The 23,823-nt window shown below is 46.3% G+C and carries 22 protein-coding genes and 1 pseudogene; 15 read left to right on the top strand and 8 right to left on the bottom strand.

The features are described from left to right. The 4 genes from sufB to Q0V21_RS14655 all read left to right on the top strand — a co-directional run bounded on the left by sufB (position 1) and on the right by Q0V21_RS14655 (position 4,132). Positions 1-1,398 (top strand): Fe-S cluster assembly protein SufB, encoded by a 1,398-nt coding sequence (gene sufB / locus Q0V21_RS14670; protein ID WP_285074676.1) that lies wholly within the window; start codon positions 1-3, stop codon positions 1,396-1,398. A gap of 193 nt (positions 1,399-1,591) precedes the next feature. Continuing rightward, positions 1,592-2,944 (top strand): jacalin-like lectin, encoded by a 1,353-nt coding sequence (locus Q0V21_RS14665; RefSeq protein WP_301879496.1) that lies wholly within the window; start codon positions 1,592-1,594, stop codon positions 2,942-2,944. Positions 2,945-3,133: 189 nt separating this feature from the next. Then, positions 3,134-3,853: a M23 family metallopeptidase gene (locus tag Q0V21_RS14660; protein ID WP_301879495.1), complete on the top strand. Its 720-nt coding sequence runs from the start codon at positions 3,134-3,136 to the stop codon at positions 3,851-3,853. Between the two features lie 147 nt (positions 3,854-4,000). After that, positions 4,001-4,132 (top strand): YjcZ family sporulation protein, encoded by a 132-nt coding sequence (locus Q0V21_RS14655; RefSeq protein WP_208642727.1) that lies wholly within the window; start codon positions 4,001-4,003, stop codon positions 4,130-4,132. A gap of 145 nt (positions 4,133-4,277) precedes the next feature. On the opposite strand, the gene Q0V21_RS14650 is transcribed toward Q0V21_RS14655, so the two are convergent. Beyond that, complete coding sequence (locus Q0V21_RS14650; protein ID WP_024629100.1) at positions 4,278-5,327, bottom strand: HD-GYP domain-containing protein; 1,050 nt, start codon at positions 5,325-5,327, stop codon at positions 4,278-4,280. 124 nt (positions 5,328-5,451) lie between these two features. Continuing rightward, complete coding sequence (locus tag Q0V21_RS14645) at positions 5,452-6,198, bottom strand: molybdenum cofactor biosynthesis protein (protein ID WP_301879494.1); 747 nt, start codon at positions 6,196-6,198, stop codon at positions 5,452-5,454. 120 nt (positions 6,199-6,318) lie between these two features. Here Q0V21_RS14645 and Q0V21_RS14640 point away from each other — a divergent pair. From Q0V21_RS14640 to Q0V21_RS14610, 7 genes and pseudogenes are all read left to right on the top strand, one after another. After that, positions 6,319-7,749: pseudogene (locus tag Q0V21_RS14640) on the top strand (bifunctional metallophosphatase/5'-nucleotidase). A 69-nt stretch (positions 7,750-7,818) separates the two neighbouring features. Beyond that, positions 7,819-8,937, top strand: a complete 1,119-nt coding sequence (locus Q0V21_RS14635) for an HD-GYP domain-containing protein (protein ID WP_079345957.1) — start codon at positions 7,819-7,821, stop codon at positions 8,935-8,937. 223 nt (positions 8,938-9,160) lie between these two features. Then, a complete protein-coding gene (yfkAB, locus tag Q0V21_RS14630; protein ID WP_143805372.1) occupies positions 9,161-10,297 on the top strand; it encodes a radical SAM/CxCxxxxC motif protein YfkAB in 1,137 nt (378 codons plus the stop codon). Between the two features lie 52 nt (positions 10,298-10,349). Continuing rightward, positions 10,350-11,738 carry a hemolysin family protein gene (locus tag Q0V21_RS14625; protein WP_029881678.1) on the top strand — a complete coding sequence of 463 codons (1,389 nt, stop codon included), beginning with the start codon at positions 10,350-10,352 and terminating at the stop codon, positions 11,736-11,738. 217 nt (positions 11,739-11,955) lie between these two features. Next, positions 11,956-12,195 carry a spore coat associated protein CotJA gene (locus Q0V21_RS14620; protein ID WP_079345953.1) on the top strand — a complete coding sequence of 80 codons (240 nt, stop codon included), beginning with the start codon at positions 11,956-11,958 and terminating at the stop codon, positions 12,193-12,195. Further along, a complete protein-coding gene (locus Q0V21_RS14615; RefSeq protein ID WP_079345951.1) occupies positions 12,185-12,460 on the top strand; it encodes a spore coat protein CotJB in 276 nt (91 codons plus the stop codon). The genes Q0V21_RS14620 and Q0V21_RS14615 overlap by 11 nt, the downstream gene beginning before the upstream one ends. Before the next feature lie 143 nt (positions 12,461-12,603). After that, positions 12,604-13,173, top strand: coding sequence for a manganese catalase family protein (locus Q0V21_RS14610; protein ID WP_024629108.1), 570 nt, complete (start codon positions 12,604-12,606; stop codon positions 13,171-13,173). 200 nt (positions 13,174-13,373) lie between these two features. Here the strand turns inward: Q0V21_RS14610 and Q0V21_RS14605 are convergent, their stop codons facing one another. The 4 genes from Q0V21_RS14605 to Q0V21_RS14590 all read right to left on the bottom strand — a co-directional run bounded on the left by Q0V21_RS14605 (position 13,374) and on the right by Q0V21_RS14590 (position 16,974). Next, entirely contained in the window at positions 13,374-14,366 is a 993-nt protein-coding gene (locus tag Q0V21_RS14605; protein ID WP_079345949.1) for a 3-oxoacyl-[acyl-carrier-protein] synthase III C-terminal domain-containing protein, read from the bottom strand. Positions 14,367-14,420: 54 nt separating this feature from the next. Beyond that, on the bottom strand, positions 14,421-14,771 hold the full coding sequence (locus tag Q0V21_RS14600; protein ID WP_079345947.1) for a hypothetical protein: 351 nt from the start codon (positions 14,769-14,771) through the stop codon (positions 14,421-14,423). A 190-nt stretch (positions 14,772-14,961) separates the two neighbouring features. Further along, a complete protein-coding gene (locus tag Q0V21_RS14595) occupies positions 14,962-15,330 on the bottom strand; it encodes a carboxymuconolactone decarboxylase family protein (RefSeq protein ID WP_024629113.1) in 369 nt (122 codons plus the stop codon). 12 nt (positions 15,331-15,342) lie between these two features. Next, on the bottom strand, positions 15,343-16,974 hold the full coding sequence (locus tag Q0V21_RS14590; RefSeq protein WP_301879493.1) for a thiamine pyrophosphate-binding protein: 1,632 nt from the start codon (positions 16,972-16,974) through the stop codon (positions 15,343-15,345). 409 nt (positions 16,975-17,383) lie between these two features. Here Q0V21_RS14590 and Q0V21_RS14585 point away from each other — a divergent pair, with 409 nt between their 5' ends. Next, the gene (locus tag Q0V21_RS14585; RefSeq protein ID WP_301879492.1) at positions 17,384-18,364 is read left to right on the top strand and encodes a Gfo/Idh/MocA family protein; all 981 of its coding nucleotides are present in this window, start codon (positions 17,384-17,386) and stop codon (positions 18,362-18,364) included. Between the two features lie 125 nt (positions 18,365-18,489). Here Q0V21_RS14585 and Q0V21_RS14580 read toward each other — a convergent pair whose 3' ends face one another. Further along, positions 18,490-20,208 carry a methyl-accepting chemotaxis protein gene (locus tag Q0V21_RS14580; RefSeq protein ID WP_301879491.1) on the bottom strand — a complete coding sequence of 573 codons (1,719 nt, stop codon included), beginning with the start codon at positions 20,206-20,208 and terminating at the stop codon, positions 18,490-18,492. Between the two features lie 288 nt (positions 20,209-20,496). Here Q0V21_RS14580 and Q0V21_RS14575 point away from each other — a divergent pair, with 288 nt between their 5' ends. The 3 genes from Q0V21_RS14575 to Q0V21_RS14570 all read left to right on the top strand — a co-directional run bounded on the left by Q0V21_RS14575 (position 20,497) and on the right by Q0V21_RS14570 (position 22,489). Next, positions 20,497-21,183 carry an HAD hydrolase-like protein gene (locus Q0V21_RS14575; RefSeq protein WP_024629117.1) on the top strand — a complete coding sequence of 229 codons (687 nt, stop codon included), beginning with the start codon at positions 20,497-20,499 and terminating at the stop codon, positions 21,181-21,183. Between the two features lie 125 nt (positions 21,184-21,308). After that, positions 21,309-21,629 carry a transposase gene (locus Q0V21_RS32860; protein ID WP_367620525.1) on the top strand — a complete coding sequence of 107 codons (321 nt, stop codon included), beginning with the start codon at positions 21,309-21,311 and terminating at the stop codon, positions 21,627-21,629. Further along, a complete protein-coding gene (locus Q0V21_RS14570) occupies positions 21,626-22,489 on the top strand; it encodes an IS3 family transposase (protein WP_367620530.1) in 864 nt (287 codons plus the stop codon). The genes Q0V21_RS32860 and Q0V21_RS14570 overlap by 4 nt, the downstream gene beginning before the upstream one ends. 111 nt (positions 22,490-22,600) lie before the next feature. On the opposite strand, the gene Q0V21_RS14565 is transcribed toward Q0V21_RS14570, so the two are convergent. Beyond that, a complete protein-coding gene (locus Q0V21_RS14565) occupies positions 22,601-23,800 on the bottom strand; it encodes a YheC/YheD family endospore coat-associated protein (RefSeq protein WP_143805371.1) in 1,200 nt (399 codons plus the stop codon). Between the last annotated feature and the right edge of the window lie 23 nt (positions 23,801-23,823).

The raw sequence follows: 23,823 nt of genomic DNA, 5'->3' as shown, positions 1-23,823 counted from the left end.
ATGGCTAAAAAAGCACCAGAAATGGAAGAGTATAAATATGGTTTTCGTGACGAGCACAAATCCATCTTTCAAACCGGTAAAGGTCTGACTGCAGAAGTCGTTACCGAGATTTCCAAGATTAAGAACGAACCGGAGTGGATGTTGGAATTCCGTTTGAAATCCCTGAAACAATTCGAGAAGATGCCTATGCCGAAATGGGGCGGAGATCTCGACGGATTGGACTTCAACGATATCCAGTACTATGTTCGTCCTTCTGAAAAACAAGGAAAAACATGGGAAGAGGTACCTTCCGAAATCAAGGAAACTTTTGATAAACTGGGTATCCCTGAAGCGGAACAAAAGTTCCTCGCAGGTGTATCGGCACAGTATGAGTCCGAGGTTGTTTATCACAACATGCAAAAAGAATTGGAAGATCAGGGCGTAATCTTCATGGATACGGATACTGCTCTTAGAGAGCACCCGGAAATCCTGCGCGAATATTTCGCAACGGTTATTCCACCAGCAGATAACAAATTTGCTGCACTGAATAGTGCTGTATGGTCCGGAGGAAGCTTCATCTACGTGCCTAAAGGCGTGAAATGTGAAGTGCCTCTGCAAGCATATTTCCGGATTAACTCCGAAAATATGGGACAATTCGAGCGTACACTCATCATTGCAGACGAAGATAGCTTCGTTCACTATGTAGAGGGCTGTACAGCTCCGATCTACAGCACGAACTCACTGCACAGTGCGGTCGTTGAGATTATCTGTAAGAAAAATGCCCGTGTTCGTTACACAACGATCCAAAACTGGGCACCAAACATCTACAACCTGGTTACTAAACGTGCAGTTGCTGAAGAAAATGCAACGATGGAATGGGTCGATGGTAACATCGGTTCCAAACTGACGATGAAATATCCAGCAGTTATATTGAAAGGTCGCGGAGCTAAAGGTTCGGTTCTGTCCATCGCTGTAGCTGGTAAAAATCAGCATCAGGATGCAGGTGCGAAAATGATTCACTTGGCTCCAGATACAACATCAACCATTGTATCCAAGTCGATCAGTAAACATGGTGGTAAAGTAACCTACCGTGGTCTGGCTTCCTTTGGTCGCCAAGCGGAAGGTGCGAAATCCAATATCAAATGTGATACGCTCATTTTGGATAATGAGTCCACATCCGATACGATTCCTTACAATGAAATCATGAATGATAACATTATGCTGGAGCATGAAGCTACGGTATCGAAGGTGTCCGAGGATCAACTCTTCTACCTGATGAGCCGTGGTTTGACTGATGCCGAAGCAACACAGATGATTATCATGGGCTTCATTGAACCGTTCACGAAGGAATTGCCGATGGAATATGCGGTAGAGATGAACAGATTGATCAAGTTCGAAATGGAAGGCAGCATCGGTTAATACAGCTGCAAAAAAAAGATCGGGGGATTTTCCCTCGATCTTTTTTTGTTTTATGGAGGATGATCTGCCTCTGTATGCAGGCTTGAACCAGATTTGAAATGTTTAAAAATACAAAAATATACATTTGATTTATTTTCCCGTAACACTGAGTACATATATTTGAATGGATTCAAAATATGAGGAGGGATAGTTTATGAGACAACCATTAGCAAAAAGAACAAAGGCTTTATTATTATCAGCGCTGGTTACATTCAGCATATTACCTCTGTACTCCCCTGCTGCACATGCTGCTGAGGACGGAGCAGCCTCCGGTTCGTTCAACATCCTAAGTTATAATGTAGGCGGCCTCCCCAGTCTCGTTTCCAGTTCCAAGCCTCAAGAGTATACGGTGCAGATTTCCCCTAAGCTGAACGACTATGACATCATTAATGTGCAGGAGGATTTTAATTACCACAACCAGTTGATTTCGCAAGTAACCCTGCCCTATTTGACTCAAACGAGCGGGCTAGCCGGCTTTGGAAGCGGGCTGAACAGTTTATCCCGGTATCCGTTCCGGGACTTGAAAAGGGTAACCTGGAACAAGCGATCCGGTCTGTTTGACAATGGAAGTGATGAGCTGACGCCCAAAGGTTTCACCGCAGCAACCTACGAGATTGCACCTGGCGTGAAAATTGATGTATATAATCTGCACGCAGACGCAGGCGACGATGATAAATCGCTTGAAGCCAGACGTGATAACATCAGACAGCTTTCCGATTACATAAAAAATCAATCTGAGGGCAACGCGGTCATTGTTTTTGGTGATACGAATACTCGTTATACCCGTGCTTCAGACAACATCGAGATGCTGCTGACGGAAAATGAATTGCATGATCCTTGGATTGATCTCGTTCGGGGTGGAAGCATTCCGGCAGACGGAGATGCGCTTATGGATGCTGGCAACGTCAATGGCCCCAATTATGAAATTGTGGACAAAATCTTATACCGTGGAAGCAAAGCGTTAACATTGAATGCCGCAAGTTATCGTGTGGAAGATCAGAAATTCGTTGATCCATCTGGAAATCAACTATCTGATCATTTTCCGATTACAGCAAATTTTGTATACAGTGTTTCCCCTGCATATCGACTCAGTTCAACCCTTGGAGGAGCAGGCGGAACTGGCTTTAATGATTTGGAGCGCATACCTGATGCGCAGCCTGGCTCAATTGTACTGGACACGGGCAACCGTGTGGATGGTATTACGACGTTGTATCGAGATGGAACAACTCTGACACATGGAGGGAAATCCAATACTTCCACACTGAATCTCGCTAATGGTGAATATCTAACACGGGCAACGATTAGTCAGGGGACACGGAATGGAGATAAACGAATCTTTCACCTTGAATTAACGACCAATCTGGGGAATAAAATTGCAGGGGGCCAGAAGACTTCGGAGCAGATCATTCTGGACGCGCCTGCGGGTTGGTATATCGCCGGGTTTTATGGAAGAGCCGATCAAGAGATTGATCAGCTTGGAGTTATTTATAAGCCTGTCCAACCTTAATCCCTTTAATCTTGGAACGATAGAGAACAGATAAATAATCTATATCACCGCTTGGAATAAGCATTGGAAAAGACCGCAGGGTTTGGACCAATAACATTCTGAGCGGTTCTTTTTTGTAATAAAATAAGATCAATAGCACAAGCCATTTACTAGATTCAAGCATCTAATGATAGAAAAGGATGTGAAAACATGAGCGACAATCCGTTTAAGGGATATCGGATTACAAGTTCATTTGGCTACAGAATCCATCCTATTTCTGGCGGACAGACATTTCATCGTGGAATCGATCTCGTCACAGAGCCATGGAATGGGCCCATACATGCATTTATGGACGGGACTGTACGTTTTGCTGCGGAAGGGGCTACAGGCTCAGGATTCGGCGGTTATGGGCTTACGGTTGCGGTGCAGGATCACAGGGGTTACTTGCATTGTTATGCCCACCTTTCCCGAATTGCAGTAAAAGTTGGACAGCAAATAAAGCAAGGGCAGCTTCTCGGCAACCAGGGGAGCACGGGTGAAAGTACAGGGCCACATGTGCATTATGAGGTACGCAAATCCAGCACCCCTTCGTATGGATATACGGCCAGTGAGAATGGTGTTGTGGATCCAGGGATCTATTTGCAATCTGAATATAATTCAACTGTGGAAGGATCGGAGGAGACGCCAATGACAATGGAGGAAAGAGAACGGTTAACAGCAATGGAGAAGATGCTGGAATCCCAGTCGGCCTGGATCCAGCAGCAAAAGAACATTGCCAGTATGGCTTGTCCGTCTTGGGCAGAGGAAGCTTATCGTTATTACCAACCGTTTATAATGAATGAGGCGGGCAGTTATGATTTTTGGAGATTGCTGGTTATCATGTATCGTAAGGAAAAGGGGATCAAGGTCTCTTCCGGTTCCTCAGGTTAACAACAAGCGGATCAGGAGTAAACGTGAAGCCTAATTTTCAGTCAAAAGCAGGCAGACAACCATTTATGGAATGTTGCCCGTTCGCCCGGTTCATCTAACCGGAAACGTCATATGTTAGGGTATACCTGATGAAGAGGAGGCAATCACATGAGCGAAGTAGGATATGGCTGTGGCGGCAACGTAGGCGGCGTAGGCGGATACAATATGTTCACAAACACTGGTGCGATCTTGGTACTGTTCATTCTGTTGGTTATCATCACGAAAGCATTCTGCGTTTAATCCGATATGAATTAATGTGAATAAAGGGGAGCCTTAGTGGCTCCCCTTTATTCACATGCATACGAGGTACACGTTGTATCGGATGTTCTCTTGGATCTGAATTACGCTAACTGTTGCTGCGGATTCCTGAACGCTTATTGCTGGCTTACTGGATATAAATTTCAACGATTGCTATATCTCTTTCCTTCGCTAAATCGATAAAGGCTGTAGAGGTCTGAACGAGTGGGCGGAAGTAATCCGCAGGGTTATTTAAAACAATCAGACCGGTTTCGCCGGTTGTGAGCAGAACCCTTTTGCCAATAAAATTGGGCAGCATATGTTTGATGAGTTCCTGTGTGACTTCAGCATTCAATTGACCAAAGCTGAGGCTGTACAATTCGCATAGCACGGAGATAAGTTCCTGCTTGGTCTGATACACCCGATTGGTCGTCATCGCGCTGTACACATCTGCTACAGCCGTTATACGGGCAAATGGATGAATCTCGTCGCCTTTCAGTCCGTAAGGATAGCCACTTCCATCTTCACGCTCATGATGCTGGAGGGCAACGGTTGCAAGAATCTCATCCTGAGTGGATTCCATGACAATCTCATAACCATATAACGTATGTTTCTTCATTTCTTCAAATTCTTCGGGCGTTAATTTGCCCGGCTTATGTAACATTTCAGATGGAATTTTGGACTTGCCTATATCGTGAAGATATCCTGCTTTGGCTACAGTCAAACATTCCTCAGGGTTGTAGCCCATCCAGCCGGCGATATAAAAAGCGAGCATTCCGACTTGTAAAGAATGATTGTAGGTATAGTCATTATCCCCGTCAAGCATCAGTAGCAAGGAGACAACATCCTTTTGTTTTTCAAGTTGTCCCGTTAGGGTTATCAAAATCTCATCGACCTGAGTCTCATCAATAAAACCCTTCTCCATCGCTTGTTCGAACAGAGATTCTGTACCTTTGATCGTATCGTTAAACAGGTTAGTTAACAGACGGGTTTGATCGGAAGGTAAGGTTTGTGCATCAGAGTGGAGGTCAGATGTTGTATGCTCTACATCTGCGTAATCGATTCCGTGCTGCAGCAGCTTGGCAATATCATCGTCGCTGAGTCTGGAACCTTTCATCAGCATGTGGAGACCCGAACTGTTGTACACATCATTTTTTAGCAGGTCGCCAGGTTTAAGATCAGTAACATGCACTCTCACGTATAAACCACCTTTTCCTCGACTAATATCGACATATATCATTATAATAACAAGAAAAAAATGGGTTGACAACGACTTATTTACTAATTTCATTGCCCGTTCAAAGGGTCGAATGACTAGTTATTTAATTGTCCATGGGGTTCCAGGGTCCTAGTTGATGACCTTTCCACTCGGAACCATCTTCCCATACTTCTTTTTTCCAAATGGGGACATTCTGTTTGAGTCTTTCGATCGCGTAGCGGCTCGCATCGTAACAGTCACTGCGATGAGGGGAGGAAACGGCAATGACGACGCTGATCTCTGCTACGTCTACCTGCCCAATCCGGTGACTTATCGCACATATCACACCTGGCCAGCGTTCATTGATTTCACTGCCGATAGCCGCCATCTGAGAAAGTGCCATAGGTACATAGGCCTCGTATTCGAGATGAACCGTTCGTTGTTGTCCGGTCATTTCACGGGTGGTGCCAACAAAGGTAAGGGATGCTCCATGGTTTGCAGTGATGACTAGCTTCGTTGTAGCTTCCACGGACAGTGGGGACTGGGTGATCAGGAATAATCCGTCATCCGTACGATGCTCGGGATGGGGAGAACGCTGTTCGTCACCAGTCAAATAGGTCCCATCTCCACCCGACACAGGGGGAATTAAGGCGAGTTCGTCCTCGGCCTTGATTATAATATCGGCAGAAGCATACTGTTGGTTTACTGCCAGGAAAGAAACGCGTATTTGAGCCGCCGCTTCTGGGTAAGCAAGGCCCAGTTTTTCTTTTAATTGCACAGGAGTTGGATCTGTTCCAGGGTATTCATATTCGAGCAGGGATGTGCCCAGACGTTCAGCGATGCCTGCAAATAGTTGAATTGTCAATTTCATGCGAATAACTCACCTCTTTTTAATCTCTAAACCCTATAAATATATCATAACGACGCGGAAAATGTTATGCTTATCCATTAGAGGAATGTACGTTATATACGATAAGAGGGAGGCGGTGTGATGAGCACCAGGAAGACGCAAACACTAACGATTCTACACACGAATGACATCCATAGTCATTTTGGCTCCATGAGCTCCATCGCCGCCATGATCGGACAGGAGAAGAAAGAGGCCGGAGAGTTTCTGGTAGTAGATATCGGAGATCATATGGACCGGATGGCAGTTGAGACGGAGGGCACTCTGGGGGCGGCTAACGTCGATGTCCTTAATCTGACCGGTTACGATGCCATAACAATCGGGAACAACGAAGGACTAACCTTTACACCCGAACAACTGGCACAGTCTTACTCTGGACTTCTGTGCCCAGTCGTATGTGGAAATGTTGTGGACTAGGCTACGGGCCTGCCACCAGTCTGGATGAAATCCTCTCTCATTCTGGAGAAGGGGCCATTTCGCATCGGTCTGCTTGGTGCTACAGCACCTTTTACCGCTTTTTACGAATTGTTGGGGTGGGACGTATTGGAGCCGTTAAAGGCACTGCGTGAGCAAGTTGAAGCTTTGCGTTCTCAGGTGGATGTGATCGTTATTTTGTCCCATCTGGGGCTTTCAACAGATCGCAGACTGGCCGAACAGATCCCGGGCATCGATGTCATTCTGGACGGACACACACATCATGTATTGGAAGAACCATTAGTCATTGGTCAGACGGTGCTTGGAGCGGCAGGCAAGTTTGGTCAGTGGCTCGGTAAGGTGGTATTGGAGCGAGAATATGGAACGAATGAATATGCACTGGTGAGCAGTGGCTGTGTTCCGGTCCAGAACATGATGCTCGAAGAAAGGGTAGCACTGGCCATAGACACACATCAGACGGAAGCCGAACGGGCGCTTGGCCAGACGGCCGTTATAACGGACAGAACACTCGCCATTGATTACGATCATGAGTCTCCGTTTGCGTCATTGCTTGCCCAGGCAGTCCGTCAGTTCACCGGAGCGCAGTTGTCACTTGTGAACGCCGGGCAGCTTCTTGCAGATCTTCCGCAGGGCAATATTACAAAGGGAATGTTACATTCCCTATGTCCATCTCCCATTAATGCCTGTACAATATGCTTGAATGGAATTCAGATTCGGGAGGCACTGGAGCAGTCGCTGTTGTCAGAGTTCTCACGAAAACCGATTATCGGGTTTGGATTTCGCGGGCATATTTTAGGAACCTTGTGCATGGATGGGATGGACGTGGAATATGATCCACACGCGCCTCCATACGAGAAGATCCGTGCCATATACATTGAGGGCAAACCGATTCGTGATGAACATGAATATGTGGTGGGAACACTCGACATGTTTACGTTCAATGTAGGGTATCCGACCCTTTCTCTTGGAACGGATACATCGTATCGACTTCCTGAATTTATACGTGACCTGCTCGAAACGGAACTGAAAAGGCCAGGGGCGCTGGATGACAGCTTGCGATCCCGTTGGCATGAAATCTAACAAGTACTTGCCTTCTGCTGAAGCGGCGGCTAGTGGAAATTACATCTACGGAGCGGGAGAGGATAGGCTGTGCGTTTAGTACATATAAACCTATTGCAGCCTGGCATGAAGCTGGGGAAACGAATTTATAGTGAAGAGGGTGTGGTTCTGCTCAGTGAGGGAGTGGAGCTGACCAGTCGGTTGATTGGACGTCTGAAAGATCTGGGGATTGGATACGTGTATATTTCGGATGCTGCAACAGAGGATATCATCATTCCGGATATGCTGCAGGAAGAGACCAGGCGTAGAGCGCTGGTCGAGATCAAACAGCAGTTTCAGAGTATGTCTGGCCTCAAAACCAAAAGTCGAATCCCGCACTTCGGAAAAGCACTTAGCGGGGTAATGAATGCAATACTGGAGGACATTGGCAGTCAGAAGGAAGCGATGATTATGCTGATGGATATGAACTCCAGTGATTTTGATCTGTATAATCACTCATTGAATGTATGTGTATACACCTTGGTTCTTGGAGTGGCATCGGGTTATACACGCCAGCAATTAATGGAGATTGGTCTGGGGGCCTTGTTACATGATATTGGAAAAACACAGATTGCCCCAGACATTCTGCACAAGCCCTCCAAGCTAAGTGATGAGGAATTTAAAATCATACAGCAGCATACTACATATGGACATCGTATTCTCAAAGATGAACCGGGTATACCGCTCCTTGCTGCACATTGCGCTTTACAGCATCATGAACGGATTGATGGCAGCGGGTATCCTTTTGGTTTGAAAGACAATGAAATCCATGAATATGCAAAGTGGTTGGCCCTTGCCGACTCTTATGACGCGATGACGACCAATCGGGTGTATCGTCAAGCCTTTCTGCCTCATCAGGCGGTTGAGGTATTATACACGGGTTCAGGGACATTATATGAACAGCGTATGTTGGAAAAATTTCGTGATTGTGTTGCGATCTACCCCTTAGGTATTTCCGTCACGTTGAGTACAGGAGAAATCGGGGTTGTTGCAGCCATCCATTCCCGCGTTCCGCAACGACCACGCATTCGTGTTCTCAAGGACGCAGATGGACAGACCTTAAGCGCACCCTATGAAATTGATTTGTCCACAGCGCTGTCTGTTATGATTACAGGCGTTGAAGGGGTGGAAGACGCTACGCCAGCTTCAGCACGTAATGAAATATTTTGATATCTGACATCTAATGGAGAATGGGTCAGCGCTCATATCGTAACGTCCGGGCCAGCTTGGCCCGGATGTTACGGGGGCGTTTTTTGTCATGTAATGGACAGAGCATGCTCATGCCAGAGCGCAGGAAATTGTGCTATGATAAAAGATAACTCCAAAAAGATGAAGTCGGGGTATGTTGTAAATAAAACTTTTTAGGTTAATAAAAGGAATAAGGTGAAGAACAATGACCATGCTAAACTCAGGATCGGTAGAACCGATGCCTTTATCGCCGACTAATGATCCTTGGGATCCGATCGGCTCTTTGCGTACATATGGACGCCATGTGCTGACCAGTGTAGAAATGACCGTAACTCATCTGTGCAATATGCGCTGTGAGCATTGTGCGGTAGGAGATATGTTAACGATGCGCGAAGCGCCTGCGCTTCCGTTGCCTTTGATGCTTAAAAGGCTGGATGAGGTGGAGCACCTTCAGACGATCAGTCTGACAGGTGGTGAGCCGAGCTTCAGTCAGAAGACCGTGGATGAGATGATCATTCCGCTGCTTAAATATGCCAAGGATCGGGGGATTCGTTCCCAGATCAACTCGAATCTGACGCTGGATATACGTCGGTACGAGCAGCTGTTGCCATATCTGGACGTTATGCATATCTCATTCAATTATCTGAATGCCGATGACTTTCACCAGGTCGGTTTTGCCAACAGTGGCAGACCCGTCAAGCGTGAAGTAGCGGTGAAGATGTATGAGAAAATGATGGAGAATTCCCGTAAGCTCAGTGAAGCGGGCATGTTTATCTCTGCGGAGTCCATGATTAATTTCCGTACCCATGACAAGCTTGAGGGCATTCATCAATTGATCCGTGAGATGGGCTGTGTCCGTCATGAAGTGCATCCGATGTATAATTCGAATTTTGCTTCTGCACTGCCGGTGCTTTCCCTTGATCATATGAGAGGAGCTATTCATCGTTTGTTGGATGTGCGTGACAAGGATATGTGGATGCTGTTTGGTACACTTCCGTTCTTCGCATGCAGTGCAGCAGACCAGGATCGGGAGCTCATCAACCGCTTATATAGCGAGCCCAAAGTAACGGTTCGTAACGATCCCGACGGTCGTAACCGCGTTAACGTCAACATGTTTACGGGAAACGTGTATGTTACCGATTTTGCTGACATCCCGGCGTTTGGCAACATTCGAGACCGGAAGCTGGATGACGTATTCCATGAGTGGTCGGCGGAACATCCTTTGAATCAGACTGTGAACTGTCATTGTGATGCTGCTTCTTGCTGCGGTCCGAATCTGCTCGTGGCAGATATGTATTATAAAGGTGTGGATTTCAAATCGAGAAAAGCAATTACACGTTGATATTCCAGGTGTATTCCTGAAATAGATCAAAAAGGGGAGTTTCGACTTGGGTATTCATACCGAATTTCATCTCGGGCAGTTAGTATTTAATCTGGTCTGTGTGTTTCTGCTCGTATTTTTGAATGGCGTATTTGTCGCAGCGGAATTTTCCCTGGTTAAAGTTAGACAAACACGCCTCACTCAATTACAGAGTGAAGGGAATAAGTTGGCTGGTTATGCACTGAAGGTGAATGGGAAATTGGATGCCTACCTATCGGCTACCCAGTTCGGAATTACGCTGACATCGCTCGGGCTTGGTTGGCTCGGTGAACCGGCCATTTCCGAATTGTTGGTTGAACCTCTGATGTTCAAGCTTGGTGTAGCGGATACAGGACTTATATCGACAGTATCCGTCATCATCGGTTTCTGTATCATTACGTTTCTGCACATTGTGCTGGGTGAGCTTGCGCCCAAATCTTTGGCGATTCAAAAAACAGACGGAGTGGCTCTGCTGCTATCGGCACCATTGCTGTTATTTTATAAAATCTTCTTCCCGTTCATCTGGGTGCTGAACGCGTCAGCCAATGCACTGCTGCGTTTGGCAGGCATTGAACCTGCCAGCGAAGGAGAGGCCCATTCGGAGGATGAGCTTCGCATTTTGATGAAGCAAAGCGCCAAGAGTGGTGTCATTGATAAGGATGAAATCAAACTGATGGATAACATCTTTGATTTCTCCGATATGCTGGCGCGTGAAATTATGCTGCCGCGTACGGATATGGACTGTCTATACACTCATATGTCGCTGGAAGAAAACTTGAAAATTATTAATGCAACGAAGCATTCTCGTTACCCTGTCGCTGTCGAGGATAAGGATGAGATTATCGGATTCATCCACATTACGGACCTACTTCTCGCTGAACCAGACCAGCAGCATGATCTGGCTGCGCTTGTTCGTCCAATTCTGAATGTGCCTGAATCGATGGAGATCAGTCATGTACTTCGTCTGATGCAGAAAAAACATTCCCAGATGACTCTGGTTGTCGACGAATATGGCGGGACAGCCGGCTTGCTGACTGCCGAAGAGATTTTGGAAGAGATCGTTGGTGATCTGTATGATGAGTTCGAAGACGAACGTCCGCATATGGAGCGCAGTGGAGAAGCCTTTTCCATTGATGGTCGTTCCCTGATTGAAGAGGTCCATGAATGGACCGGAGCTGTCATTGAGGATGAGGAAGTCGATACGATTGGCGGTTGGCTGTTCAAGGAACTGGAAGGTAGTCCGGTCAAAGGTAAAACACGGGAGCAAAACGGTTATGTCTTTGAAGTCGAAGAATCCACCCGTCTCCGAATTACCCGCGTAAAAGTATATAAGCGACCTGATTCTGAAGAAGATAAGGTGGAGACGGTAGAACAGGAACCAGATTCGATGCAGAATAATGATCGTGAACGTAACAGAGACTGAGTATTGATGAAATAAACGATGGATATGGCCGCCATATCCATTGAAGTGACCTTTGGAGACCACCAGTGGGGTGAGTCGTTCGAAGGTCTTTTTTTTTCGATCCGCTAAATATGGGATTAACTTGGGGACAGCGACATATGGATATAGAGACGGAAAAAGAATGCTTGGGTAATTGTGATGACATGCACCAAATCCGTGATAAAGGAGGCGCTGTTCTGTGAAAGATCCGCAGCTTCGTGCTTACGTCCCTTTTATTGGGCCGTTTGATCCTTGCAAGCCGCTGCCCATTCGTACGTATCTCGTCCCACCGCAGTTGTTTATCCCTTTCCAGCCGATGGGATGGCCCCAATACAGTCCAGCAGAAGCACTGAGACTGGGAACATTGTGGCCTGCATTGTACAGCCCTTATACCTCTAAAAAATCAAAGGGGAGAGAGGTGGAAGTGGATGGAACCTGAAGCACCTAAAGCCTGTGATGCAAAATACTATGAGCTGCTGGAGGAACTTCAGGCCCTGGATTTTGTATTGGTTGAGCTGAACCTGTACTTGGATACCCACCCTGGAGACTATCAAAGCATCGAACAGTATAACAAATTCAGCCAAGAGAGAATGCGTGTGTCCCATGAGTTTCAGCAGCTGTATGGACCACTTATGAACTTTGGTCATTCATTCTCCAAATATCCTTGGGAATGGTCTCAGACACCTTGGCCTTGGCAAGTGTAGTGAAATTTTCAGCTATTGTGGCTTGTTGAGTTGCCGGGAGTCCCATGGATCGATAGTTTAGTTCAGGGACACCCGGAAATGCTAAGCTGAAATTTTTATCCGGATTGTAAGATTAAATCAAAAATTGGAGGAGGAAGTGCGGCATGTGGGTATATGAGAAAAAGCTGCAATATCCTGTTCGGGTGGGGAAATGTGACCCTCATATGGCCAAATTGCTGATGGAACAGTATGGCGGAGCTGATGGTGAATTGGCTGCAGCCCTCCGGTATCTTAATCAGCGTTATACGATTCCGGACAAAATTATTGGTCTGCTGAATGACATCGGTACAGAAGAGTTTGCTCATTTAGAGATGATTGCAACAATGATCTATAAGTTGACCAAAGATGCAACAGTCGAACAACTGGAGCAAGCGGGTCTGGATGCTCATTATGTAAATCATGACAAAGCCCTCTTTTACAATAATGCAGCAGGTGTACCTTTCACCGCTACTTATATTCAAGCGAAGGGAGATCCCATTGCTGATTTGTACGAGGATATTGCTGCGGAAGAGAAGGCACGGGCTACATATCAATGGTTGATCGATCTGACGGATGATGTGGATCTGCAGGATAGTCTGAAGTTTCTGCGGGAGCGGGAGATTGTGCATTCCTTGCGTTTCCGGGAGGCGGTAGAGATTCTGAAGGATGATCGGCAGACAAAGAAGATTTTCTAAAAAGAACAACATATATCATTTTTATTGCCGTTCTCTGTTGAGAGGACGGTTTTGCAATTGAAGGAGTTATGTCAAAAATAAGTTTGTAACAAAGTAATTACTGCAGTATTCATATATAAAACCATATTAAAATCGAAAATCAGGACATTCCTTTTTGGTTAAGAAAGGTCTGCCCTGATGTTGGGTTCAGTGTCAATCACTCAATACTCTACAACCATGGCAACATTTTGCCACCCAGCGCCAACGGTCCAGAACAGAACTTTATCACCACGCTGAATTTGGCCGGATGTTATGGCTCGATGCAATGCAATAAATGGACTGCTGGTTGAGGTGTACCCGAACTCGTCTCCGATGTAGACGGCGATATCCTCACCGATGCCAATGTTCTCGGATACAGCACGTATGTTGCCGATGGATAATTGAGAGAAACAAGCGGCTTTGATCTCGTCTGCTCCGATCTCGTTACGACTTAACAGCGTGCGAATCGATTCAGAGGCTGCACCTACACAGATGGAATCATCAAACGGTATGAATTTTACATGGAAGGCACCTGCATCAACACCGGTTTGGCCCAGTTTTGCAAGACCTTGTGCCGGGAAGAGGGAATTACCATATACGCAGGTATCGGTCTGATAGATCGAGTCAATAAAACCGACAGCCTGCTCGTCCCGTTCAACAATGACAGCTGCTGCTGCGTCCCCGAAGTTCGCGAAGTATACAGGATCATCAGGACTTGCGTGAGGAGCGACGTAATCCGAGCCAATAATCAAAGCACGGCGAATTCTGGGATTACCCAGCATCTGCCGGCTAACTTGTTCAAAGGCTGCGGTCATGCCAGCACAGTTGGCATTGCTGTCAATACAAATCGTATGGGATGCCCCGTTAATCAGGCGATGAATCATTAAGGAATTCGTAGGAAAAATGTATTCCGGCGTTTGACTTGCATAAGCAATCAGATCGATATCGGCACCGGTAAGTCCGGTCTTTTCGAGCAGATTACTGGCGGCCTCAAAGGCCATGCTTAGTGAGTTTTCATCATCGTTGTCAATTTTGTAACGTGTATCACGCCCAAGTGCCTTTAACAGTCCCCGAATATCTACACCTCTTGCGTCAAAATGTTCAATGTAAAAGTCATTGCCCACCTTATGCGTTGGATGATAGATATCGATATCTACAATACGAATTCCAGCCATCTTCATTCTCCTCCTGAGCGGATGGGTGAACCCTCAGCTTGTCCGCCTGGTTTATTAGGTCGTAACCGTGGAGATGATCTCAAGGTTGTCCAGTCCGACAGACCGTCCAAGACGGGCCAGCTGCATTTTCAGAATGGCATTATTCTCAAGCGTCAGCACCACTTTTTTATATTCATCTTTTTTGAACATCTGCAGGCAGCCCTCAAGAAGAGGCACAATTTCCGGAGCAGTAACATTCAACTTTTTGCAATCGATAGTCAGGTCATATTCCTTGGTGTTAATCGGAGCGATTGTATCCTGGTATGCCGAGATGGAACGTAAACCGTCTTCTTGAGAGAAAGAGCCCTCCAGTTCAATGTTTAACACCTTGTTCGGAACGTCAGTTGTCAGTATAAAACTTCCCATGATTGTTCTCTCTCCTTTAAATAAATTAGTTAAGGCTATCCTGCTAATCAAGACGTAGGCCTCAAGGCCCTCGCTGACTGCTTCTGAGATGTAGACTGATTGGGAGGATAATTTAACCATATTATAAAGGTAGGGATGTAAAAAGATCAATAAAAAAGTCGAATCGTGTATAAAAATGTAGAAGAGTGAATTATTGGATTTCATCCAGTGTAGCAAGCAATATATTAAAAGCACTGATGATCCGCGGAGCACCAACACACGGTGCCAGATGCAACAGAATTCCTTTCAGCTGATCCACGGTTACACCGACACTTAGTGCCATCGTATAATGTACCCCCAATTGCTCATACTGCCCCTGGGAGATCAGTGAAGAGATAATGGCGACTTCCTTCCATTGATCGGTAATGGTTGTACGCTGAAAAATATCCCCGTAAGCCGTCCCCATAATAAACTCAGCGAGCTCAGGGAACTGATCTTTAATCGGTGCCAGTGCTTTTGCACCATATTCACCGGAAAGCTTTGCAAAACGCTCCAATCCTTGAGTCACTTGTTCACTCATGCTATGTTCCTCCTAATTCAAAGTCACGGTACGGTGAGCGGTGGGTGGAATCTCGTCGCGATCAGTAAGAAGCTCAATTACGGTAACCTGGTTCAGCTCCTGTGCTGCCTGGAGAGCAGAGGCAAATTCATCTCGTGTTTCCGCACGATAAGCTACAGCACCGAGGGACTCAGCAAACTTTGCTGCATCCAACGGTACCTCGTATAAGGTGCCATCGATTCGACCTGTTGTTTTCTCCATGCCTTTCAGTGCCATATCCAGCTGTTTATTGTTTACTACGATGAAGATGACTGGCAGATTGTTGCATACAGCAGTGTTAATCTCGGTTCCAAGCATCATGAAGCATCCGTCACCCGTAATGCATACAATGGTTTCTTCCGGTGCGGCGGTTTTGGCTCCAATAGCCATGCCGATGGCATTGCCCATGCAGGCAAAATAGGCGTCAAACACAAAGCTGCCAGGTTTCTTGACTTTATATCGTTGAACCGCATGAAAACCATGACTGCCATCATCCACAAACAGCTTATGATCATAGGGAAGCAATTCACTCATTTCTTCCAGCACGGAAGCTAGGGACAGGTTCGGCAGATCCGGGAGAGGTACGGTGTAATTAACGGTTGTCGTGTCTTTTGGGAGAACAGGTTGTTCTGTCAGTGTACTGAGCAAAAACTGCAGGTTGTCCTTCAAGTCGCCAGTGATATGTAAGGTTGGAGCATGAAGTATTTTACCAATGAATGCAGGATCGGTGTCGAATTGGATTAAATGTGCAGGGTGGTTTTCCGTCTTCAAATTACAGATCGTCATATCACTCAGACGTGAACCGAGTACGATATAGAGATCACTTTGATTCAGCAGCTCATCTGCATGAGGGAAGCCGCCAACACCGCAAGGGCCGTGGTAAAGGGGATGATCCCAAGCAATGGCACCTTTTCCTCCGGGAGAAGTAATGACAGGAATATTGAAATGTTCGGCCAAATGGAGCAATTCATCATGGGCTCTGGCGCGACTGACGCCTTTACCTGCAATAATTAAAGGATGACTGGACTGTTGAAGCAAGGGGAGGACATGATTCAGGTTGGATACGCTAATCAGGGGTTCAGGCTCCGGGATTACAACCCGGAAGTCAGCGAGCTGTTCGGTTTGTACATCAAACGGAAGACAGAGATGGACCGGACCTTTGTTGGGACCGAGTGCAATGGAAAGGGCATGATTCAATATGGTGCTGAAATGATCGCCACGCTCTACCAGCTTGCTGAACAACGTAGCAGGACGGAACATCTCGGCCAGATCGGCCAAGTAGGAAGAGGAGTCCTGACATTGCGGAAGCCCCAGTTCCTGAATGGACTGATGACCTGTAATAAACAGGACAGACAAGTTATTGGCCTTGGCATGTGCTGCGGCGGTGAGCAAGTTAGTTCCGCCCGGACCTGAAGTGGCGAAGGCCACACCCAGTTTCCCTGTTTGGAGGGCATAGCCTGAAGCGGCAAAGCCTGAACTGGATTCATGGCGACCTGGAATGAACTCCAAGCCGTAATCAACCATTTTCAGGACAGCAGGGCATATGGATTTTCCGATAATACCAAAGACATGAGTAACGCCTAAATTACGCAGAGCTTCTGCCAAATAGTCCGCAACTGTTCTCATGCGGGACACCTCGCTTCACAAAATAGGTTTTTGGACCCACAGGTCAAGTTCCATTTTTGGAGTGTATGTCGTCGTCTAAGGTGGTGAAAGGAAATCAATCCTTGTTAATAGGAAGAGTAGCTTTTTTTGTGGTTTTTTGTCAACTGCTTTTATGAGTATACGTTCCTGATTCTTAGGTTGGAAACGCTTAATGCTATATCCTATAAGATAAAATAAATTGGTTATATATTCCTGCAACAAATGAACTATAAACCACAAATATAGAATAAAATGTAAAATATTATAAAATGCGATAGATTCAAATTGTGTAGATCCATTGAGAATCGTGCACTTCCCATTTCGTATCCGTGTAAAGGATTGGCAATGTTACGCTTTCTGTTTATACTGAAATTCGATTGGAGTGAGTTGGATGACAACGATAAAAATGGCTGTAATTGGTTTGGGCAAAATGGGATTACATATGATACATCAGGCGACACAGGCAGAACTATCCGGAAAAGTAGAGATTGTAGCGGTGTGCGATTCCAATGAGGAAAATTTGGCATCGCTTGCTTCCTCTCATCCTGAGACGAAGAGGTATACGGATTTTAAGCAATTGCTCGACACACATGCGGTTGATCTGCTGTACATTGCAGTTCCGCCTAAATATCATTATCCCATCGTTATGGACGCGTTAGAGCGCAAGATTCATGTGTTCTGTGAGAAACCACTGGCGAACAGTGTGGATGAAGCTAGAGCAATGCTGGAGGAAGCTGAGAAAGCCGGTGTAGTACACGCAATCCATTTCTCCATGCCGCATGAACCGTCAGTAGTGAAACTGCAAGAGTTGATTCAGCAGGAAACAATTGGCGAGATTCGCAAAATCGATCTGATCCTTCAATTCCCCCAGTGGCCTCGAGCGTGGCAGCAAAATGCCTGGATTACGAGTCGAGAGCAGGGCGGATTTATTCTTGAAGTGGGAATTCATTGGATTCATATGATCCAAAAGGTGTTTGGTTCTATACACGTGATTAACAGTCAGGTTCGATTTCCTCCAAATACAGGGGAATGTGAACATGAAGTTCAAGCCGCGATGGAGCTGGAGGATGGAACACGAATCCAGTTAAACGGGATTGCACATTTTGCAGGTGAAGAGCGTGTATCCATGGTGGTTTACGGCACAGAAGGAACGATTGCTTTGGAGAACTGGGATCAACTATGGAGTGGACGCAACGGAGAGTCACTTGTTCCCGTCCAAGTAGAAGAATCCTTAAGCCAGCTACCTGTATTAAAACACGTTATTGCCCGTATTCAGGGTCAATCTGCCAGAATATACGATTTCAACGATGGCTATCATGCACAGCTTGTCCTTGAAGCGCTGCGTAATCCAGAAAATCCAGATCAATCCTAATCCACAATGGTGCCGGGTTAGAAACGGAATCGTGTTCAATTTCCTTCCTTTTGACAAAATCAAAGAAGCAGATCCTGATGGAGTAGGATCTGCTTCTTTGGTTTGTTTAGATATAATCCATAATGTCAGGCAAGCTTGAATCGGTTAACCAGTTGATCAAGCGCATCTGACATTTCGTTTAACTGCTTGGAGGTGTCCGTCATTTCCTGCAGGGAAGCAAGTTGTTCTTCGGTCATGGCCGATACCTCTTCCGTGGCTGATGCGGTGTCCTCAACTACGGCAGAAACTTCGTTAATGGACTTCATTACCGTTTCACTGCCGGCTGTCAATTGTTCCACAACCGTGGATATGTCCTGAAACTCATCGCTGAGATCATGAATGTGCTGGGTAATATTTGTGAAGGCATACCCTGCATCTTTAATCGTCCGTAATCCTTCGTTGACATGGAGTGTACTCTCGTCTACCACATGGGCCGTGTTTTGAACTCCGGTTACAACAGTTTCCAATATGTTTGTAATTTCCTTCGCTGACGTGGCACTTTGATCTGCGAGATTGCGAATTTCTGAGGCGACGACGGCAAATCCACGTCCATGTTCCCCCGCACGAGCGGCTTCAATTCCAGCATTGAGTGCAAGCAGGTTGGTTTGCCTTGCGATCCCTGACATGGAATCAGCAATGTTGATCACTTGATCAGACATTTTGGAAATTTCGTTAATGGCTTCCTGTACAGACAGGAAGGATTGCTCAATGAACGTTATTTTCCCAACAGCATTATCGATACGCTGTTGTCCGTCAACGGCGATGGATTCAGTCCGTACAGCACGTTCAGCTACGTCGGCTGTTGAAGCGGCGACCCGATTAAGCCCCATGAGCGATTGTTCCATCGCAGCGACCATGGTTTGAGTAAGGGCAACCTGTTCATCAGCACCTTCAGCGACACGCTCCATGGCCGTGGCGACCTCTTTTCCTGCGATGTGATTGTCAGACACGCCTTTATCCAGTCGATCAGAGGCTGTGCTCAGAATAGTGGCATTGCTTTGAATGTCTAGCATCATTTGCTGCAATCCAAAGAGCATGGTGTTGGCAGCCTCAGCCAATTCCCGTGTTTCATCTTTCATCGGAGTGGCAATACGCAGGGTCAGATCACCATTGGAGGAGCCGATATCATTCAGTGCATGTGTTACTGTGCGAATGTTTCTTACAATGGAACGGGACAAAACTAAGGCAGCGATGACCGAGATTATCGCAACAAGGATCAGTGCTCCGTACAACTCCCAATTCAGTACTTTGTTTTTCTGTTTCAATGCTTCTGTACGTGCTTCGGTTAGCGCCAGTTCATTGGTTCGGAACGTATTCAGGGATTGCCGAATTTGGTCCATGTCTTTTTTACCGGGATCTGTCGTGAAAAACTGTCGGATGGAAGTCATATCATTGGCCTGGCGCAACATAACAACCGGTTCTCCCGCGATTTGAATCCAGTTTTCCATATAACTATGTATATCTTCAAGCAGCTTCAGCTGTGAGGGGTTGTCCGAGATTAATGTAGCCAGCTGCTCCTTGAGCACGGCCAGCTGTTCTTTTCCGTTTGTGTACGGGTCAAGATAATTTTCCTGCCCTGTGATAACGTAGCCCCGCTGGCCTGTTTCCATATCCACCATGCTCTTTTCAATTTCATATGTCAGAGCGTGTACCTTCATATCGTGATCTACGAGAAAATCCAATTCGCTTTGAAGCTTGCTGGTACTGTTCTGGATCAAAAGGATGCAGCCCGCCAATACAGTGAGTACGAGCAAATAGCCCAAACCAATCTTATAAAAAATTTTGAAGGTCCTGTGCTTTTTCATGTTTGTTGTTCCTCTCCTTGGGGTATATGTATTTGTCGAAAAAACCTGGATGATAGCTGTAATAGTTCTTTAGGTTGAGTGTCTAAAGTACTATATTTTCAGTATTATACTTTAATGAAGTATGATTGTATATAGTTTGTTTAATTTAAGTATAATGTTTGTGGATGTTGTCTAACGTTGATGACACAGATGTTTTACATTGCGCGGTTTACACTGCCAAACGTTTATGTTTATCATGGAAGGGGAACGATTCCGAATACATATCCCAATCCGAAAGGAACATTGGACATGACAAGAGAGACGGTATTGCGTAAACCGGAAGCGATGATTTTTGATATGGATGGTACGTTATTTCAGACGGAAACCCTGTTGTTGCCAGCCTATCATCAGCTGTTTGATACATTGCGGGCAGAAGGGCATTTTGAGGGAGAGACTCCTCCTGAAGAACGAATGCTTGGGAGCCTGGGGATGTTGCTAGAGGATATATGGAAAGTGGTTATGCCTGAAGCTTCCGTTGCGGCGCATCGTCGTGCAGATGAACTGCTGCTTCAGCTGGAGATTGAGGGACTCGATGGAGGAAGCTCTGTCCTGTACCCGCAAGTAAAAGAGACGCTTGAAGCATTAAAAGAGCAAGGTGTGCGCTTATTTGTTGCCAGTAACGGGCTGGAGGACTATGTGAAAGGCGTGGCCTTTGCTCATGAGATCATGCCGCTCTTTGAAGGCGTGTATAGTGCAGGCCAGTACAAGACCCCTTCCAAAGTTAATCTGGTTCAGATCCTGCTTGAGAAGCATCGAATTCAGGATGCATGGATGGTAGGGGACCGCTCTTCTGATGTGGAGGCAGGCAAAATGAACAACCAGACCGTCATCGGCTGTGCCTATGCAGGATTCGGTCGGGACGAAGAACTTGCAGGATCAGATGTACTGATCTCTGATTTTACGGAACTGCTTCGTTTGTATCGGGAAGCCGAGTAGAAAAATAGAAAAATAGAAAAACCGCCCCCTCAAAGTCCATTTGGTATTATCCCCTTTAAGTAGACACTTGAAAAAACCTTCATGTTATCATGAGGGTTCAAGTGACACTTGGAGGGGATATTTTTATGGCCAAAAAAGGACAAACATTTCAGACGTATACCGAAGAGTTTAAATTGAATGCAGTTAGATCCTATGTCGAAGGTTCTTCAAGTTACAAGGTGGTCGCTGATCGCGAAGGAATTCGAAACTGTTCACAACTGAAGGTGTGGGTAAAAAAATGGAAAAACGGGGAAGCGTTTGATGATCGAAAAAACAATGTTCCGAATCCAATGAAAGGACGTCCCCGTACTGCCTTTAGCAGTGTAGAAGAAGAACGGGATTACCTTCAAGCACAGGTGGATTATTTAAAAAAGCGGTATCCAAATCTAGTAAAGGAGAAGCGCTGAGCCAACGGGAGAACTACGATATCATAGACGAATTGCGCTGCTCGCATGGCATTACACGCCTATTATCGATTACAGGAATACCCCGTTCCAGTTACTACAAATGGCGAGCAACACAGCCGCAGCGAGACGCAAGACAAGACCGTGAGCGTGAGATCAAAGAACACATGATGGCTATTCATTTTGCAAACCGAGAGTTTGGTTATCCTCGCATGACAACGGCGTTGTGGGAGGCTGGTCTGAACGTTAATCACAAGAAAGTATGGCGAATCATGCGGGAACTATCGATACAATCGGTAATTCGTAAGAAGCGGAAGAAGTCCAGCTATACGCCATCTGTGATTTATCCGAATCGCCTGAAGCGCAAATTTCATGCCACAGCACCCCAGCAAAAAATGGTGACGGATATTACTTATATTTCAGATGGAAACACATTCGTTTACCTGTCTGTGATTCAAGACTTGTTCAACAACGAAATTGTAGCTTGGCAATTATCTAAACGGAACGATGTTCAGCTCGTATTGGATACGGTGGAACAATGGACAAAAAAAAGAGACGTTTCGGAAGCCGTGCTCCATTCGGATCAGGGCTTCCAATACACGTCTCAGGCGTACAACACACGATTAGAAGCATTCGGCGTGAAGGGCAGCCACTCTCGCAAAGCAACCTGCCTGGATAACGCATGCATCGAATCCTTCTTTTCGCATCTCAAGACAGAGAAGCTGTACCTCAACCAGTGTAATTCAGAAGTAGAGATTCGACAAGCCGTGGAAGATTATATGTACAATTACAATTACCGACGTTTTCAAGCCAAACTCAAACAGCGCGCACCGATTGAATATCGATGCGCACTGGCAGCATAGCTTTTTTCATCTGTCTACTTGACAGGGGTAAGACCAATTTAGACGTTGGAGGTGGCGGTTTTTTTAATCCAAGGAGGATTCGCGGTTCACTACCAAATGAAGTGTAACGAGTCATAACCGGGATCTTCTGGTCCTTTTGAGTGTGGGATATTTACCTTTTACGCGACGTTTGACTGGTTTGGTTACCTTCACGCCACGAGGGGGAGGGCTTGAATTTGGATGGTTGCGGTACACCCACAAGGCATACTCCAATGGTTGGGTGATCGCTTTGAGATAGGTGTCTTTCTCTCTAATGCGGGCGAACACCTCACGTGCAGGTTTCGGATTTACTTCAAGCAGATAGATGTGTCCGCTCTTGTCAATCGCCAAATCCAGAGCCAATTCACACAAGTTGCCATAGGTGTTTTCCAGAAACGTGGCTACATCAATCCCGAATTTCTCGGCCGTTGCGTTAATTTCTGCTCGCTGCTGCTCATCCGTAATCCATTGTTTCATCAGTTTGTGCATCGATATAGCCTGACCACCGCCATGAAGATTGGAGGTCACACTTTTCTCTGCACCCATCCGCCCAGCGCATCCCGTCAATTCCCACTGTCCTTCACCGTTCTTCTGAACCAGCATTCGATAATCATGAACACGGCCATTCGGGAGCTGGAGCTGAATTCCCTGTTGAACCAGGTATTTGTCCTTCATATTCCAGTTCTGGAGAAGTGAGCCCAGGCGTGACAAATGGACCTTGCGCGGGGTGATGATCCGACGCTTCTGATCCCGTCCCTGCACAAGAACCGTATTGGCCTCGTTGCCGCTCCGCTCGATGCGGAGTATACCCCGTCCTCCCGTTCCATTAATGGGCTTCAGATAGATGAGGGAGGAGACTTTCAGCATTCGATTGACATCGGACATATCCTGGAACAGAAGGGTGTCTGGCAAATGCTCGCGAAAGGCTGGCCTTGCGGAGAGTGTCTGATGAATGGTCCACTTGTTACGCAATGGACGGTTGAGAAAGAGCAAGTGACCATACTTTTGCCGAAAGGCAAGCAGTTGCTGAAATCTGCGATTACGCTGTATGCGGCAGCGGTCGAAGATGATATCCGGGAATGAACGCCATTCCCGGGACCAGCCTTTTTCCGAATGAAAGACCATTGCCTCAATCTGTTTGCCCCCTGAATGTACATCGGCAGGTGTGAACACATAAACATCGAGTCCCCGCTTGCGCCCTTCAAGGATCATTCTGCGGTATATGCTCCGTTCTTCCAGAGCGCGATGTTCATTTAAGTACAACGTCATAATGCCCAGAACAGGTGAGGACACAAACAATCACCTTCTTTAGCTGT

It is taken from the genome of Paenibacillus sp. 11B (assembly GCF_030487755.1).
GTDB classification, from domain to species: domain Bacteria; phylum Bacillota; class Bacilli; order Paenibacillales; family Paenibacillaceae; genus Paenibacillus; species Paenibacillus vandeheii.
Note: the sequence above shows the minus strand (reverse complement) of the source record. Positions and strands in the feature narration are given on the sequence as shown.

What these genes read in the sequence shown, in the direction of transcription:
- Q0V21_RS14575 (WP_024629117.1), top strand. Translation starts at nt 20,497, where the DNA reads ATGACAAGAGAGACGGTATTGCGTAAACCGGAAGCGATGATTTTTGAT.
- Q0V21_RS14610 (WP_024629108.1), top strand. Translation starts at nt 12,604, where the DNA reads ATGTGGGTATATGAGAAAAAGCTGCAATATCCTGTTCGGGTGGGGAAA.
- Q0V21_RS14655 (WP_208642727.1), top strand. Translation starts at nt 4,001, where the DNA reads ATGAGCGAAGTAGGATATGGCTGTGGCGGCAACGTAGGCGGCGTAGGC.
- Q0V21_RS14660 (WP_301879495.1), top strand. Translation starts at nt 3,134, where the DNA reads ATGAGCGACAATCCGTTTAAGGGATATCGGATTACAAGTTCATTTGGC.
- Q0V21_RS14590 (WP_301879493.1), bottom strand. Translation starts at nt 16,974, where the DNA reads ATGAGAACAGTTGCGGACTATTTGGCAGAAGCTCTGCGTAATTTAGGC.
- yfkAB (WP_143805372.1), top strand. Translation starts at nt 9,161, where the DNA reads ATGACCATGCTAAACTCAGGATCGGTAGAACCGATGCCTTTATCGCCG.
- Q0V21_RS32860 (WP_367620525.1), top strand. Translation starts at nt 21,309, where the DNA reads ATGGCCAAAAAAGGACAAACATTTCAGACGTATACCGAAGAGTTTAAA.
- Q0V21_RS14580 (WP_301879491.1), bottom strand. Translation starts at nt 20,208, where the DNA reads ATGAAAAAGCACAGGACCTTCAAAATTTTTTATAAGATTGGTTTGGGC.
- Q0V21_RS14595 (WP_024629113.1), bottom strand. Translation starts at nt 15,330, where the DNA reads ATGAGTGAACAAGTGACTCAAGGATTGGAGCGTTTTGCAAAGCTTTCC.
- sufB (WP_285074676.1), top strand. Translation starts at nt 1, where the DNA reads ATGGCTAAAAAAGCACCAGAAATGGAAGAGTATAAATATGGTTTTCGT.
- Q0V21_RS14585 (WP_301879492.1), top strand. Translation starts at nt 17,384, where the DNA reads ATGACAACGATAAAAATGGCTGTAATTGGTTTGGGCAAAATGGGATTA.
- Q0V21_RS14665 (WP_301879496.1), top strand. Translation starts at nt 1,592, where the DNA reads ATGAGACAACCATTAGCAAAAAGAACAAAGGCTTTATTATTATCAGCG.
- Q0V21_RS14600 (WP_079345947.1), bottom strand. Translation starts at nt 14,771, where the DNA reads ATGGGAAGTTTTATACTGACAACTGACGTTCCGAACAAGGTGTTAAAC.
- Q0V21_RS14615 (WP_079345951.1), top strand. Translation starts at nt 12,185, where the DNA reads ATGGAACCTGAAGCACCTAAAGCCTGTGATGCAAAATACTATGAGCTG.
- Q0V21_RS14605 (WP_079345949.1), bottom strand. Translation starts at nt 14,366, where the DNA reads ATGGCTGGAATTCGTATTGTAGATATCGATATCTATCATCCAACGCAT.
- Q0V21_RS14645 (WP_301879494.1), bottom strand. Translation starts at nt 6,198, where the DNA reads ATGAAATTGACAATTCAACTATTTGCAGGCATCGCTGAACGTCTGGGC.